This window comes from Ruegeria sediminis (assembly GCF_005938215.1).
Taxonomy (GTDB): domain Bacteria; phylum Pseudomonadota; class Alphaproteobacteria; order Rhodobacterales; family Rhodobacteraceae; genus Ruegeria; species Ruegeria sediminis.
The window spans coordinates 49997-63740 of sequence record NZ_VCPD01000004.1 but is presented as its reverse complement, the minus strand read 5'-3'; the positions used below and the strand labels follow the sequence as shown (position 1 = coordinate 63740).

The 13744-nt window shown below is 65.9% G+C and carries 15 protein-coding genes; 5 read left to right on the top strand and 10 right to left on the bottom strand.

Going from position 1 to position 13744, the window contains the following annotated elements:
- Positions 1–37: 37 nt before the first annotated feature.
- The 4 genes from FGK63_RS11830 to pdxR all read right to left on the bottom strand — a co-directional run bounded on the left by FGK63_RS11830 (position 38) and on the right by pdxR (position 5540).
- The gene (locus tag FGK63_RS11830) at positions 38–1126 is read right to left on the bottom strand and encodes an acetate/propionate family kinase (RefSeq protein ID WP_138842459.1); all 1089 of its coding nucleotides are present in this window, start codon (positions 1124–1126) and stop codon (positions 38–40) included.
- Entirely contained in the window at positions 1123–2067 is a 945-nt protein-coding gene (locus FGK63_RS11825) for a phosphate acyltransferase (RefSeq protein WP_138842457.1), read from the bottom strand. The genes FGK63_RS11830 and FGK63_RS11825 overlap by 4 nt, the downstream gene beginning before the upstream one ends.
- A gap of 108 nt (positions 2068–2175) precedes the next feature.
- Positions 2176–3951 carry a sulfoacetaldehyde acetyltransferase gene (xsc, locus tag FGK63_RS11820; protein ID WP_138842455.1) on the bottom strand — a complete coding sequence of 592 codons (1776 nt, stop codon included), beginning with the start codon at positions 3949–3951 and terminating at the stop codon, positions 2176–2178.
- A gap of 128 nt (positions 3952–4079) precedes the next feature.
- The gene (pdxR, locus tag FGK63_RS11815) at positions 4080–5540 is read right to left on the bottom strand and encodes a MocR-like pyridoxine biosynthesis transcription factor PdxR (RefSeq protein WP_138842453.1); all 1461 of its coding nucleotides are present in this window, start codon (positions 5538–5540) and stop codon (positions 4080–4082) included.
- Between the two features lie 139 nt (positions 5541–5679).
- Here pdxR and FGK63_RS11810 point away from each other — a divergent pair, with 139 nt between their 5' ends.
- On the top strand, positions 5680–5988 hold the full coding sequence (locus FGK63_RS11810) for an ArsR/SmtB family transcription factor (RefSeq protein WP_138842451.1): 309 nt from the start codon (positions 5680–5682) through the stop codon (positions 5986–5988).
- On the top strand, positions 5981–7012 hold the full coding sequence (locus FGK63_RS11805; protein WP_138842449.1) for a permease: 1032 nt from the start codon (positions 5981–5983) through the stop codon (positions 7010–7012). The genes FGK63_RS11810 and FGK63_RS11805 overlap by 8 nt, the downstream gene beginning before the upstream one ends.
- Positions 7013–7079: 67 nt before the next feature.
- Here the strand turns inward: FGK63_RS11805 and FGK63_RS11800 are convergent, their stop codons facing one another.
- Positions 7080–7469 carry a hypothetical protein gene (locus FGK63_RS11800; protein ID WP_138842447.1) on the bottom strand — a complete coding sequence of 130 codons (390 nt, stop codon included), beginning with the start codon at positions 7467–7469 and terminating at the stop codon, positions 7080–7082.
- Positions 7470–7525: 56 nt separating this feature from the next.
- Entirely contained in the window at positions 7526–8290 is a 765-nt protein-coding gene (locus FGK63_RS11795; RefSeq protein ID WP_138842445.1) for a DUF1013 domain-containing protein, read from the bottom strand.
- A 130-nt stretch (positions 8291–8420) separates the two neighbouring features.
- Here FGK63_RS11795 and FGK63_RS11790 point away from each other — a divergent pair, with 130 nt between their 5' ends.
- A complete protein-coding gene (locus FGK63_RS11790) occupies positions 8421–9050 on the top strand; it encodes a ribonuclease T2 family protein (RefSeq protein WP_138842443.1) in 630 nt (209 codons plus the stop codon).
- Between the two features lie 6 nt (positions 9051–9056).
- Here the strand turns inward: FGK63_RS11790 and FGK63_RS11785 are convergent, their stop codons facing one another.
- The gene (locus tag FGK63_RS11785) at positions 9057–9545 is read right to left on the bottom strand and encodes a hypothetical protein (protein WP_138842441.1); all 489 of its coding nucleotides are present in this window, start codon (positions 9543–9545) and stop codon (positions 9057–9059) included.
- A 222-nt stretch (positions 9546–9767) separates the two neighbouring features.
- Here FGK63_RS11785 and FGK63_RS11780 point away from each other — a divergent pair, with 222 nt between their 5' ends.
- Entirely contained in the window at positions 9768–10163 is a 396-nt protein-coding gene (locus FGK63_RS11780) for a nuclear transport factor 2 family protein (RefSeq protein WP_171052632.1), read from the top strand.
- Between the two features lie 43 nt (positions 10164–10206).
- On the opposite strand, the gene recR is transcribed toward FGK63_RS11780, so the two are convergent.
- From recR to FGK63_RS11765, 3 genes are all read right to left on the bottom strand, one after another.
- Positions 10207–10800 carry a recombination mediator RecR gene (gene recR, locus FGK63_RS11775; RefSeq protein ID WP_138842438.1) on the bottom strand — a complete coding sequence of 198 codons (594 nt, stop codon included), beginning with the start codon at positions 10798–10800 and terminating at the stop codon, positions 10207–10209.
- A 66-nt stretch (positions 10801–10866) separates the two neighbouring features.
- Entirely contained in the window at positions 10867–11211 is a 345-nt protein-coding gene (locus tag FGK63_RS11770) for a YbaB/EbfC family nucleoid-associated protein (protein ID WP_138842436.1), read from the bottom strand.
- Between the two features lie 91 nt (positions 11212–11302).
- Complete coding sequence (locus FGK63_RS11765) at positions 11303–13063, bottom strand: DNA polymerase III subunit gamma/tau (RefSeq protein ID WP_138842434.1); 1761 nt, start codon at positions 13061–13063, stop codon at positions 11303–11305.
- 171 nt (positions 13064–13234) lie between these two features.
- Here FGK63_RS11765 and FGK63_RS11760 point away from each other — a divergent pair, with 171 nt between their 5' ends.
- Positions 13235–13738, top strand: a complete 504-nt coding sequence (locus tag FGK63_RS11760) for a protein-tyrosine phosphatase family protein (protein ID WP_138842432.1) — start codon at positions 13235–13237, stop codon at positions 13736–13738.
- Positions 13739–13744: the final 6 nt, after the last annotated feature.

Below are 13744 nucleotides of genomic sequence, written 5' to 3'. Positions count from 1 at the left end.
CCAGGCGGTTCCAATACAGCCTCGTCAAAACGGACCGTCAATCAAGTGTTTCATGCGGCGACGGTTGTTCCCGTTCCAGCAGGCGCAGGGTGTCGCGGGCGATCTGGCGCTCTTCGTCCGCCGGCACGACATGCACCGGAACCGGGCCAAGGAAGGCCAGGTGCTCCATGATCCTGTCGCGGATGGGCACCGCGTTCTCGCCGATGCCGCCGGTGAAGGCGACGGCGTCGAGCCCGCCCATCGCCACCGCGGCGCTGCCGGCATGGCGCGCGGCCCAGTAGCAGAAATGCTCGGCCGCAAACCGTGCCTCATCGTCGTCGCGCGCCAGGATCGCGGCCATGTCGTTGGTCCCGGCAAGCCCGGTCAGACCGCTGTGCCGGTTGAGCAGCCGGTCGGTTTCCGAGATCCCGCGCTCGCCCGCAAGCCGCAGCACGACCATGCCGTCGATCGCACCGCAGCGGGTGCCCATGGTGAGACCGTCGAGCGGGGAATAGCCCATGCTGGACGCCACGCTGCGACCGCCGATCATGGCGCACAGGCTGGCCCCGTTGCCCAGGTGCAGCCCCAGCAGGCGGTGCGGCAGGGCGTCGCCGAAATGCTCGACCATCGAGGCGTAGCTGAGGCCGTGGAAACCATAGCGGCGCAGACCCAGCGCGCGAAGATCCGCGGGCAGGGCATATTCGGTCGCGACCCGCGGGTTCGTTGCATGGAAGGCGGTATCGAAGGACCCGAACTGGGGCAGATCGGGCAGCCTTTCCGCCAGGGCGCGGATGGCGGTCAGGTTGTGCGGGTTGTGCAGCGGCGCCAGCGGCGTGCAGGCGTCGATCCTTTGCAGAATATCGGGCGTCAACCTGACCGGCGCGGTCAGGTCCGCGCCGCCATGCACGATCCGGTGACCGGCCGCCGTGAAAGAAGACAGGCGGTGCCCGCGCGCATCCAGCCCCTTTAACAGGGCGTCCAGCGCGGCAGCGTGATCCGGGGCTTCGACCGGGCCTTTCCCGTCACCCAGCTTGAGCCGGGCGTCACCGCCGATTTCGCTGACGGAACCGGACAGGACCGGCGTCAGATCGCGGCCGAACAGTTCGATCTTGATCGAGGACGACCCGGCATTGACCACGAGGATCATGAGGTTTCCCCGCTGGCGGCAATCGCCCCGAGCGCGGCGGAGGCCAGCCGCGCCGCCGATCCCTGCGAGCGCGAGGTCAGCAGGATCGGCACCTTCGCGCCCAGGACCAGTCCGCCGGCGCAACAGCCCATGCCCAGAACCATGAGCTTGACCACGGCGTTGCCGGTGGTGATGTTCGGGGTCAGGATGATGTCCGCATCGCCCGCGACAGGCGTTTCGACGCCCTTGATGGCCGCCGCCTCCTTGGAAAAGATCAGGTCCAGCGCCAAGGGGCCCGCGACCTCGGCGTCGGGAATGGCGGATTTGGCCCATTCCGAGATTTCGGCCGCGTCCATCGTGTTCTGGATCGACGGCGTCGGGTCTTCGCTGGGCGACAGGATGGCGGCGTTGGGGCGTGGAATGCCCAGCTTCTGCGCCAGCCGGATCGCGTGGATCAGACTGGCTTTTCTGGTCTCGATGCTCGGGTCCACGTTCAGCGCCGCGTCCGTCACGAACAGCGGACGGTCCGAACCGGTGGCCGTGACGTGGAAGACATGGGCGCAGCGCGTATCCGGATCGCGCAGACCGGCGGCGGCGGGCAGCAATCCCTTGAGGAAGGTCGAAGAGTGGATCTGCCCCTTCATGATCGCGTCGACCTCGCCGGCGCGCGCCAGACGCGCAGCCTCGTGCGCGGCGGCGGCATGAGGCGCATCGACCAGACGGATGCCGCCGATATCGAAGCCGATGCTTTCGGCCGTGGCGCGGATCTTGTCGGGGTCGCCGATCAGGACCGGGTCGGCCAGACCCGATGCCGCGGCTTCCTGAATGCCCATCAGGGCAGTGGGCGATCCCGCGTTGACCAGCGCCACGCGGGGCGTCGGCAGGGCGCGCGCCTGTTGCAGCAGGGCCTCGGAAACCGTCGGAACAGTCGGGGAGAGAAAGGGAAAGGCTGGCCGGGTCATGTCAACGTCTCGGTTTGAGAAAAGGGATGACACAGGCATAGCTGTTCCTGTCCATTGCGGCGACCGGGACGGGCGCGGCGCAGTGACACGCGCCGCGCCAAGTCCGCATCACACCGTCTGCGGTTTCATGTCGGCCTTGTCGATGCCGGCCACATGGACGGGCTTTTTCATGGCGTCGCGGCGGAAGGGCTCGCCAAGCTCCTGATTGATCATGGCCTCGATCAGCGTCGTGATGCCGTTCCTCTGATCCTCGATCGCCTGTGCGAGCGCCGCAGTCAGTTCCTCCATCGTGCGGGCGACGACGCCTTTCAGGCCGCAGGCCTTGGCGATGCCCGCGTATGAGACCTGGGTGTCCAGTTCGGTGCCGACGAAGTTGTCGTCGAACCACAGGGTCGAGTTCCGCTTCTCGGCGCCCCACTGGTAGTTGCGGAACACGATCTGCGTCACCGCGGGCCATTCCTCGCGGCCGATCGCCGTCAGTTCGTTCACCGCGATGCCGAAGGCGCCATCACCGGCAAAACCGACTACCGGTGTGTCGGGACATCCGATCTTGGCGCCGACGATGGCGGGCAGGCCGTAGCCGCAAGGACCGAACAGGCCCGGGGCCAGGTATTTGCGGCCCGCCTCGAACGACGGATAGGCGTTGCCGATGGCGCAGTTATTGCCGATGTCGGACGAAATGATCGCCTCTTTCGGCAGCGCCGCCTGGATCGCGCGCCAGGCCATGCGGGGGCTCATCCAGTCCGGCTTGTCGGCGCGGGCGCGCTGGTTCCAGGTGGTGCCCGGATCGTCGTCCTCGTGATCCATCGAACTCAGCTGCTGCGCCCAGGCGGATTTTTTCTGCGCGATAAGCGCCTTGCGTTCGGCGCGGCCCGCGTCGCCGGCGCTGTCGCCGAGCTGGTTCAGGATGCCTTGGGCCACCTTGGCCGCGTCGCCGACGATGCCCACCGTGACCTTCTTGGTCAGGCCGATCCGGTCGGGGTTGATGTCGACCTGGATGATCTTCGCCTCTGCTGGCCAGTATTCCATGCCATATCCGGGCAGGGTCGAGAACGGGTTCAGACGGGTGCCGAGGCAGAGCACCACGTCGGCTTCCTTGATAAGCTCCATCGCCGCCTTCGAGCCGTTGTAGCCGAGCGGGCCGGCAAATAGCGGGTGCGAGCCGGGGAAGGCGTCGTTGTGCTGGTAGCCCACGCAGACCGGCGCATCCAGCCGTTCGGCCAGCGCCTTCGACGCCTCGATGCCGCCCTTGGACAGAACGACGCCGGCGCCGTTCAGGATCACCGGGTTCTTGGCGTTCGACAGCAGTTCGGCCGCTTGCGCAACGGCGGTTTCGCCGCCCGAGGGACGCTCGAACTCGACGATGGCGGGCAGTTCGACGTCGATCACCTGGGTCCACATGTCCCGCGGAATGTTGATCTGCGCCGGGGCGCTGGCGCGCTTGGCGTTCATGATCACCCGGTTCAGCACTTCGGCCACGCGCGAAGGATCGCGAACCTCTTCCTGATAGGCGACCATGTCCTCGAACAGTTTCATCTGCTCGACTTCCTGAAACCCGCCCTGGCCGATGGTCTTGTTGGCGGCCTGAGGCGTGACCAGCAAAAGCGGCGTGTGGTTCCAGTAGGCGGTCTTGACCGCGGTGACGAAGTTGGTGATGCCGGGACCGTTCTGGGCGATCATCATCGACATCTTTCCGGTGGCGCGGGTGTAGCCGTCGGCCATCATCCCGGCGCTGCCCTCATGCGCGCAGTCCCAGAACATGATCCCCGCCTTGGGAAACAGGTCCGAGATCGGCATCATCGCCGAGCCGATGATCCCGAAGGCATGTTCGATTCCGTGCATTTGCAGCGTTTTTACAAAGGCTTCTTCCGTCGTCATCTTCATGAGGGGGCACTCCAGGCAGAATGAGGGAAACCGGATCCGCGGTTCCGGGGGTTTGCATCAGGTTTAGGCGGAAGGGCGCCTCGCGCGTTAGGGCCAGACCCGACAGCGGAATATGTCCAGAATCCGGGTCATGCGGCATCGATCGCCGTCGCGACGATTTCGAGGCCGGCGGCGATGCGGTCGGTGGGGATCGAGGAATAGCCCAGCCGGTAGTAGTTTCTCGGGCGGCCGGCGCCGAAAAAGAACGGCTCGCCCGGTTCGACATGAACACTCTGGCCGCGCAGGGTGCCGGCCAGTTGCGTCGTGTTCACGTGCTCGGGGGCTTTCATCCAGTAAGACGATCCGCCATAGACCCCCCGGCCCGCGATGGTCAGCCCGTTCCTGGCGATGGCCGCCTCCATCGCCTTGCGGCGTTCCAGCAGGGCCTTGGACATGCGGCGGATCTGGGCGTCGTAGTGGCCCAGCGACAGGAAATAGGCGGCAGTGCGCTGGATGTGGCCCGGCGGGTGTCGCAGCACCAGCGACCGCAGCGCTCGCGCTTCGCGGATGAAGGGCTCGGACCCGACCATGTAGCCAAGCCGCAGCCCCGGAAACAGCGACTTGGAAAAACTGCCGACATAGATGACCCGGCCGTCGCGATCGAGCGACTTGAGCGCAGGCGAAGGCGCGCCGAGAAAGGCCATCTCGAACTCGTAATCGTCCTCGACGATCATCGCGTCGATGTCCCGCGCCCGCCGCAGCAGTTCATGGCGGCGATTCACCGGCATGGTCGCGGTCGTGGGGCATTGATGGCTGGGCGTCGTGAAGATCACGTCGGTATCGTCGGGAATGGCGTCCGGCGGCAGGCCGTCCATGTCGACTCTCAAGGGCGCCAACCGGCATTGCGACCGCACCAGCAGTTCCCGAAGGGCATAGTAGCAGGGATCCTCGATGGCGGCCTTCCGGCTGCGGTTGAGCAGGACACGAGCCGCCAGCCACAGGGCGTTCTGCGCGCCCAGGGTGATCAGGATTTCCTCGGGCCGTGCGGTGATGCCGCGCCGGGGCAGGGTATGGCGCGCGATGAACTCGACCAGCAACGGGTCGTCCTCGTCGACATAATCCGCCGTCAGCGAGGCAAAGTCCTTCTGCCCCAGCGCCCGCACCGCGCAGAGCCGCCAGTTGGCGTGATCGAACAGTGTCGGATCGGCTTGGCCGTAGATGAAGGGATAGCGGAAATCGCGCCAGTTTCGCGGCTTGGGCAGGGTGTCTCCACCGCAGAAACGGCGCGCGATGGCGCGGTCCCAATCGACGGTCTCCTCGCCGCGCTGCATGGGCGAATAGGTGGGCGGAACCGGCGCGTTTTCAGAGACATAGTAGCCGGAACGCCCTTTCGCAGTGAGGTAATCGTTGGCCAGAAGCTCGGTGTAGGCCAGCGTCACGGTGATCCGGCTGACCCCGAGATGCGCGGCAAGCTTGCGGGACGAGGGCAGCTTTTCACCGACATGGAAGCGGCCCGAGAGGATCCCCTCGGCGATCATCTGCTGGATCTGCGCCTGCAGCGTGCCCGGACCGTCGGGCTTGAGAAAGAAGGTGTCGACTGAAATCCCCATTGCGGCAGCATAGGGTGGACTCAAGCTGGTTACAATCTGGACCTATGAGGCGACAAGGGGCCGGATCGCGGATTCCCGGTTGACCGTCATGGATTAATAAACCATAAAACTAGAAATGTAGTTATTTAAGGTGTCGGACATGTGGGAAACAGCAGCGGCCGGGTTCTCGGCCATGGGGTCCGAAGCGCGGCTCAGGGTCCTCAAGACGCTGGTGCGCGCCGGGGACTCCGGACTGACCGTCGGTGAGATCCGGGATAGGACGGGCATCGCGCCGTCGACCCTGGCGCATCACCTCAAGTTCCTCGCGGCCGGAGGGCTCGTCGAGCAGGAAAAGGTCGGACGCAGCACCATCAACCGGGCGCGTTTCGATGAACTCAGGAACCTTGCGCAGTTCATTCTGAGCGAATGCTGCGCCGATGCGGTGAAAAAGGCGGCGAACGATGGCTGAACTGACGCAGAGCCCGAACCGGCCCCGCAGGCTCATGGCGGATTATCTGAAAACGCCTTGGGCGGCGATTGCCGCGCTGCTGATCGCCGTAGCGATCCTCGATCCGGGCAACTGGACGGCGGTCGTGATCTTCGCCGGGAAGGCACTGGCGCATACCGGCCAGTACATCCTGTTCGCCGTGCTCCTGCTGTCCTATCTCAAGGCCACCGGGGCCGAAGTGATGGTCGCCAGGGCCTTCGAGGGGCGCGAAACCCGGATGATCGTCCTGGCCGCGCTGTTCGGAGGGCTGGCGCCGTTCTGCTCGTGCGAGGTGATCCCCTTCATCGCCGGGTTGCTGGCGCTGGGCGCCCCGTTGTCGGCGGTCATGGCCTTCTGGCTCAGTTCTCCGCTGATCGACCCGCCGACCCTGCTGATCACCGCGGGCGCGCTGGGCTGGCCGTTCGCGATCGGCAAGGCGGTGGCTGCGGTGGCGCTGGGCCTTTTCGGCGGCTTCATCGTCAAGGCGCTGATGGGGCACGGGGCCTTCGCCCAGCCGCTGCGGGAATACAAGCCCGCCGGCTGCTGCGGCTGCGGGCCGACGAAACAGGAAAAGCCGCGTTGGCGGTTCTGGGCCGATCCGGAACGCCGCGCGCGGTTCCGCGCGGAATTCCTGTACAACGGCGTCTTCCTGTTGAAATGGCTGGCGCTGGCCTATGTGCTCGAGGCGCTGCTGGTCAGCTATGTCCCGGCGGACCTGATCGCGGGTGTCGTCGGCGGCGAAGGCGTGCTTCCGATCGCTACCGCGGCCTTGGTCGGAATGCCCGCCTATCTGAACTCCTACGTCGCGCCGCCGCTGCTGGCCGGTCTGATGGAGCAGGGGATGACCGCGGGCGCGGCGATGGCCTTCATGGTCGCCGGCGCCGTCAGTTCGATCCCCGCCATGGCGGCGGTCTGGTCGCTGGTGAAACCGCGCGTTTTTGCGGTGTATCTGGGCCTTGGCCTCAGCGGCGCCGTGATCGCGGGCGTGGTGTTCCAGATGCTCTGAACGCGAAACCCGTCCGGCATGTCGCCGGGCGGGTTCGATCCGGGTCGGATGGGCGCAACCCTCGTTCTCAGGCCTGGCCGCAATTCTTCGGCAGTTTCAGCCTGTAGCGTGGTTCGCCGCTGTCGACATAGACGCGTTTCTCGACGCAGGCGGTGGTGCCGACCGTGGTGGCGACCGGACCTTCGGTAGAAGTGATCGAGGTCGCCGACCCGTCCGGCAGGCGGACCGAAATGATCACGCCGTTGGACAGGTCGCCGTTGATCGCCGTCGCGGACAGCACGGGAACGGTCAGAAAGGCTGCGTGCTCGTGCTTGTCGTCGCCGCCCATGAGCAGCAATCCGGCAAGGATCGCCACCATGACCAGGACGCCCAGCACGGCGAGGCCTTTGGTCCTCAAGAAAACATAGACGGAAACGGCCCGGTGCGGGCCGATCAGTTTCGACAGAATGTCCAGCATGTTGCCCTGCAGTTGTCGGATGGCCCCGGGCCGGTCGGACCGGGGCCGCGTGTCAATCAGTAGCGGCGGTCTTCGTCTTCGTCCTCTTCCTCGTCGCCGCCCTTGGGCAGGTTGAAGAAGCTGTCCGCGTCGTACTTGTCGCTCTTGTCGTCCTCGTCTTCATCGCTGCCAGACAGCGAGAAGGTTTCCAGCCCTTCGATCGCGGTCGGGATCTTGGGCGCGGCCTCCATTTCCAGCGACTGTTCGGTCGAGACCAGCTTGCGCCGCTCGTCGTCGCTCATCACGCCGCCTTCGGCGGCCTTCTTGGCGGCGGCCTTCTGCACGGCGGCATCCAGTTCGGATTGCTTGCACAGCCCCAGCGCGACCGGGTCGATCGGCTGCATGTTGGAAATGTTCCAATGCGTGCGCTCGCGGATCGACTGGATGGTCGGCTTGGTGGTGCCCACCAGCTTGGCGATCTGGCCGTCGGTCAGTTCGGGGTGGAACTTGACCAGCCACAGGATCGAGTTCGGGCGGTCCTGACGCTTGCTGAGCGGCGTGTAACGCGGGCCGCGGCGTTTTTCCTCGCCGGCCGCAGCGGGGTTGAACTTGAGCTTCAGCTTGTGCAGCGGATTGTTTTCCGCCTTGTCGATTTCTTCCTGGGTCAGCTGGTTGTTGGCGATCGGGTCGAAACCCTTGACGCCGGTCGCCACGTCGCCGTCGGCGATGCCCTGCACTTCCAGCTCGTGCATGCCCACGAAATCCGCGATCTGCTTGAAGCTGATCGTGGTGTTGTCCACCAGCCACACGGCGGTCGCCTTGGCCATGAGGGGTTTTGCCATGAGCCCGTCTCCTTTGAATACATCTTTCCCGTCGCCGGAATTCGGCTGCCCCGGGGGATCGGGGCGGGTTTCCGTTGTCGGGGAACTCGGGCTGTATATAGTCGCGCAAGGCAAAGAAGGAAAGAGGCGAATGCGCTGGGCTGTCTTGTGGCTTCTGACTGCGGTTCCGGGCCTTGCCGGCGGCGGCAAGGCGGGCGAGTTCGACTACTTCGTGCTGTCGCTCAGCTGGTCGCCGACCTGGTGCGCGATCGAAGGCGACGCGCGCCAGGCGGATCAATGCGACGCGCGTCACGACCACGGCTGGATCCTGCACGGGCTGTGGCCGCAGCATCATCGCGGCTGGCCGTCCTATTGCCCCACGCCCGAGGCGCCGCCCAGCCGCGGCATGACACGGGAAATGGAGGACATTCAGGCCAGTTCCGGCCTGGCCTGGCATCAGTGGAAAAAGCACGGAACCTGCTCGGGGCTGAGCGCGCAGGACTATTTCGCGCTGTCCCGGCGGGCCTATGACGCCGTGCAACGACCGGACGTGTTCCGCAGGCTCGAAACCGCGGTTACGCTGCCCGCCGCCGTGGTGGAGGAAGCGTTTCTGCAGGCCAACCCGGGGCTGGAACCCGACATGATCACCGTCACCTGCCGAGACGGCTATATCGAGGAGGTCCGCCTGTGCCTGTCGCGCGATCTGCAACCGGTGCCCTGCGGAGCGGACGTGATCCGCGATTGCCGCGCCACCGATGCGCGGCTGGATCCGATTCGCTAGACGCGGTCAGCCCTGCCGCTTCTGGCAGTCGCGGGCATAGTCCAGCGCCTTGGCGGTTCCCTTGAGGTCGATCGCCATGACGGGGTCTCCGGCCGGGTTGTAGACGGTCATCGTCCTGTTCTGCGCGATGGCGTTGACGAAGCTGCGGTCGCTGAAGAACACCGTCGCGCCCGGCACCCGGTCCTGCCGGAAGCCGGTGGCGGTCGCATCAAAGCTCTTGCCGTCCAGGTCGAACCGGATCGGATAGGTCTTGCCCGGCTCGATATCGCCCCAGGCCTTGTTGAAGACGGTGAAATACCCCCGGTCGTCCAGCGCGTCATAGCCCAGACGCACCACCGACAGATCCTGATAGACCGTCTGGATCAGGCAGCCATTGCCCAGTGACGGATCCATCATGATGTTCCAGCCTTCGACAAAGCCCTTGTCGATCAGTTCCTGCGACCAGGCAGAGGTCGCGGAGATGGCGGCAAAGGCGAAGGCCAGAAGGCGGGGCATGGCAAGAACTCCGTAAGGATGCAAGTTCACTTGCCTTCTTCCTAGCTGCAAAGCGCTGCGGGGCCAAAGAATTTCTGGGAAAACCGCCCTTGCCGAACGCGTTCCATGGGATGCGGTCAGCATGCGAAGCGGCGGATGAGGCTTGAGCCAGGTCTGTTTTTCGACCAACATTCGGATTGCTCTGCCGCAGATGAAATTGAACAATCGGTCCGAGGTGACCACTTGTCAGTCTCCGAAAACAAGCGATTGATCCGAGAGGCGTTCCGGCCTTGGGAAAGCGGCGACAGCAAGCCATTTTTCGATCTGATCGCCGATGATGTGGATTGGACGGTCATCGGAACGACGCAAGTGTCCGGCGTGTACCGCTCGAAACAGGATCTGATAGACCGGGCTTTCGGCCTTTTGCTGGATCGTCTGGATGGCGGCCTCAGGACCAGGTTCGTCGATCTTGCGATGGAAGGCGACAAGGCGTTTCTGCGGTTCGAAAGCAGCGGCGTGTCGAAGACAGGGGTCAGGTACGAACAGGCCTATTGCTGGGCCATGGTGATGCGGAACCGCCGGATCGTGGAAATCACCGCCTATCTGGACACCGACCTGCTGCGACGCGTCTTCGATTAGCGCCGCCGGACGGCCGCCAAAGCGTTTTGACGCGTCTGCGCGGCTAGAGTTCCTTCCGCGCCCTCAGCGCTGCGGTGATGGTTCCGTCGTCCAGATAGTCCAGTTCGCCGCCGATCGGCACGCCTTGCGCCAGCGAGGTCAGGCGCACCTGGGCCTCCAGCTGATCGGCGATGTAATGCGCGGTGGTCTGGCCGTCGACGGTGGCGTTCAAGGCCAGGATCACCTCGGTGATGCCCTCGGCGGTAATCCGGTCCTTCAGACGCGGAATGCGCAGCTCATCCGGACCGACCCCGTCCAGCGCCGAAAGCGTGCCGCCCAGAACGTGATAACGCCCCTTGAAGACCCCGGCGCGTTCCATCGCCCAAAGGTCGGCCACGTCCTCGACCACGCAAAGCTCGCCGGTGGCGCGCTCTTCGCTTTCGCAGATGTCGCAGATGTCGGACGTGCCGACATTACCGCAATTCAGGCATTCGCGGGCGGTTTCCGCGACCCGCAGCATGGCATCCGCAAGCGGCGTCAGCAGCAGGGCGCGTTTCCGGATCAGGTGCAGGACCGCCCGCCGCGCCGAACGCGGGCCAAGCCCCGGCAGCTTGGCCATCAACTCGATCAGGTTGTCGATGTCACGGTTTGAACTCACCTGCGGCCTTCCGTGATGGGACCGGGCCGCAGACGCGCCCGGCCAATGATTGGGCAGGCGCCCGGATCAGAAGGGCAGCTTGATGTCCTTCGGCAGACCCATGCTTTCGGTCAGCTTGGTCATTTCCGCCTGCGCCCGCTCGGCCGCCTTGGCCTGGGCGTCCTTGATCGCCGCCAGGATCAGATCCTCGACCACTTCCTTGTCGTCGCCGTTGAAGATCGAGGGGTCGATGTCGAGGCCCTTGAGTTCGCCCTTGGCCGAGGCGGTGGCCTTGACCAGTCCGGCGCCGGATTCTCCTGTGACCATGATGGTGTGCAGTTCTTCCTGCACCTGGGCCATTCTGGTCTGCAGTTCCTGGGCGGATTTCATCATCTTGGCCATGTCGCCGAGACCGCCGAGTCCTTTGAGCATTGGTTTTCTCCTGTATGTCGGTCTGACGCCTAGATACGGGGGGCGCCGATCTGGCACAAGGGGGCAGGGGCGATCGGCCGCCGGTCGCGGCTCAATCCTCCTCGAACGGGTCCCATTCGTCCTCGACCTCGGGCAGGGCTTCGGTCTCGACCTGCGACGCGCGTTGTTCGGGCGTCTCGATCCGGATGATCCGCGCCTTGGGAAACTGCGCCAGAACCGCCTGCACCAGCGGGTGCGACTCGGCCTCGGCCCTGAGCGCCGTGTCGGCGGCGTCGCGGATCTCGGCGATCGTGGGGGCGTCGCCGTTCGACACGACGGATACGGCCCAACGGTTGCCGGTCCAGCGTTGCAGGGACGTTCCCAGGCGCTGCGCCAGGTCCGAAGGCGCCTGTTCGGACGGGGTGAACTCGATCCGGCCGGGTTGGTACGAGACCAGCCGCACGCCGGTCTCGACCTCGACCAGCAGCTTCACGTCGCGATTGGCGCGGATCAGCTCGACCACGTGCTCGAAGGTCGGATAGCGGGCCAGCGCGGCCTGCAGATCCTGCGCCAGCGCCGCGGTCGGCGCGCCGCCATTCCCGCGCGGGGCCGAGGCATAGGCGGGCGCGCCCACGTTTTCCGCCCGCGCCACCGGCGCCGCAGAGCCGGGCAAGGCCATGCCGCCGCCCGGCCCGTTCGGCGGCGGCGGAGCATCCTGCAGACGGCGCAGCAATTCCTCGGGGCTGGGCAGATCGGCCACATGGGTCAGGCGGATCACCGCCATCTCGGCGGCCATCATCGCGTTCGGGGCGGCGGCCACTTCTTCCAGCGCCTTTAGCAGCATCTGCCACATCCGGGTCAGAACCCGCATCGGCAGGGCTTCGGCCATCTGCTGCCCGCGCGCGCGCTCGTCCGGCGAGACGGTCGGGTCCTCGGCCGCGTTCGGCGTGATCTTGACGACGGATACCCAATGGGTGATCTCGGCCAAGTCGCGCAGCACCGCCAGCGGGTCGGCGCCTTCGGCATATTGCGCGCCCAGTTCGGTCAGCGCGCCCGCCGCGTCGCCGCGCAGGATCATGTCCATCAGGTCCAGCACCCGGCCCCGGTCGGCCAGCCCCAGCATCGCGCGGACCTGGTCGGCGGTCGTCTCGCCCGCCCCGTGGGAAATCGCCTGGTCCAGCAGCGAGGTCGCGTCCCGCGCCGAGCCTTCGGCGGCGCGGGTGATCAGCGCCAGCGCATCGTCGGCGATCTGGGCGCCTTCGGCGGTCGCGATCCTGCGCAAGAGCGCGATCATGTCCTCGGGCTCGATCCGGCGCAGGTCGAAACGCTGGCAGCGGGACAGCACCGTGACGGGCACCTTGCGGATCTCGGTCGTGGCGAAGATGAACTTCACATGCGCCGGCGGTTCCTCGAGCGTCTTGAGCAGCGCGTTGAAGGCGCTGGTCGAGAGCATGTGAACCTCGTCGATGATGTAGATCTTGTAGCGCGCGCTGGCGGCGCGGTAGCGCACCGACTCGATGATCTCGCGGATGTCGCCGACGCCCGTGCGGCTGGCCGCGTCCATCTCCATCACGTCCACGTGTCGGCCTTCCATGATCGCCACGCAATGCTCGCACTTGCCGCAGGGGTCGGTCGTCGGGCCGCCCGCGCCATCCGGGCCGATGCAGTTCATGCCCTTGGCGATGATCCGCGCGGTGGTGGTTTTGCCGGTCCCGCGGATGCCGGTCATGATGAAGGCCTGCGCGATCCGGTCCGCCGCGAACGCGTTTTTCAGCGTCCGCACCATCGCGTCCTGACCGACCAGGTCGGCGAAGGTTTCGGGGCGGTATTTGCGGGCAAGGACCTGATAGGGGGCGGGTGCGGTGTCGGTCATCTCTGCTCTGCCGGATTCGTCTTGGATCCGCAGCGTAGTGTCCCGCGTTGCCCGCGTCCACAGCGGGCGGGCGCGTTTTTCGTTGGGATTGCGCGGCGGGCGGGATAAAACACTTTGGTCCGTGTTGGAGGGTCGGTTCTTGTCGGTTCAGTTTTCAGGAGTGTTCGGGTCATGGCGCAACTGGTGATCTATGCCTTGCAGGTCGGAGGCGGGACGCTGGCCATCAGCGCGATGCCGGGGCGCAATGGCGACTATTCCGCCGACCTGAAGACGATCGCCGACTGGAAGCCGGGGCTGGTGATCTCGATGACGACCGAGGTCGAGATGATCCAGGACGGCGCCCGCCATTTCGGCACCGACATCCAGGGCCGGGCCAGCAGGTGGGCGCATCTGCCGATCGAGGACTTCAACGCCCCCCAGCGCGAGGTTCAGGCCAAGTGGCCCGCCGTCAGCGCCTCGGCCCGGCAGGCCCTGTCCGGCGGCGGCCGCGTGCTGATCCATTGCCGGGGCGGCTGCGGCCGTTCGGGCATGGCCGCGCTGCGCCTGATGGTGGAAAGCGGCGAAAACCCCGCCGAAGCCCTGGCGAGGCTGCGGGTCCTGCGCCCCTGCGCGGTCGAGACCGATGCGCAGAAGGAATGGGCGATGCAGGCAAAACCCGCTCCGGGCCAGCAATAGGGCCGC

Coding starts and splice junctions, on each gene's coding strand:
- FGK63_RS11830 (WP_138842459.1), bottom strand. CDS start 1,126: ATGATCCTCGTGGTCAATGCCGGGTCGTCCTCGATCAAGATCGAACTG.
- FGK63_RS11825 (WP_138842457.1), bottom strand. CDS start 2,067: ATGACCCGGCCAGCCTTTCCCTTTCTCTCCCCGACTGTTCCGACGGTT.
- xsc (WP_138842455.1), bottom strand. CDS start 3,951: ATGAAGATGACGACGGAAGAAGCCTTTGTAAAAACGCTGCAAATGCAC.
- pdxR (WP_138842453.1), bottom strand. CDS start 5,540: ATGGGGATTTCAGTCGACACCTTCTTTCTCAAGCCCGACGGTCCGGGC.
- FGK63_RS11810 (WP_138842451.1), top strand. CDS start 5,680: ATGTGGGAAACAGCAGCGGCCGGGTTCTCGGCCATGGGGTCCGAAGCG.
- FGK63_RS11805 (WP_138842449.1), top strand. CDS start 5,981: ATGGCTGAACTGACGCAGAGCCCGAACCGGCCCCGCAGGCTCATGGCG.
- FGK63_RS11800 (WP_138842447.1), bottom strand. CDS start 7,469: ATGCTGGACATTCTGTCGAAACTGATCGGCCCGCACCGGGCCGTTTCC.
- FGK63_RS11795 (WP_138842445.1), bottom strand. CDS start 8,290: ATGGCAAAACCCCTCATGGCCAAGGCGACCGCCGTGTGGCTGGTGGAC.
- FGK63_RS11790 (WP_138842443.1), top strand. CDS start 8,421: ATGCGCTGGGCTGTCTTGTGGCTTCTGACTGCGGTTCCGGGCCTTGCC.
- FGK63_RS11785 (WP_138842441.1), bottom strand. CDS start 9,545: ATGCCCCGCCTTCTGGCCTTCGCCTTTGCCGCCATCTCCGCGACCTCT.
- FGK63_RS11770 (WP_138842436.1), bottom strand. CDS start 11,211: ATGCTCAAAGGACTCGGCGGTCTCGGCGACATGGCCAAGATGATGAAA.
- FGK63_RS11765 (WP_138842434.1), bottom strand. CDS start 13,063: ATGACCGACACCGCACCCGCCCCCTATCAGGTCCTTGCCCGCAAATAC.
- FGK63_RS11760 (WP_138842432.1), top strand. CDS start 13,235: ATGGCGCAACTGGTGATCTATGCCTTGCAGGTCGGAGGCGGGACGCTG.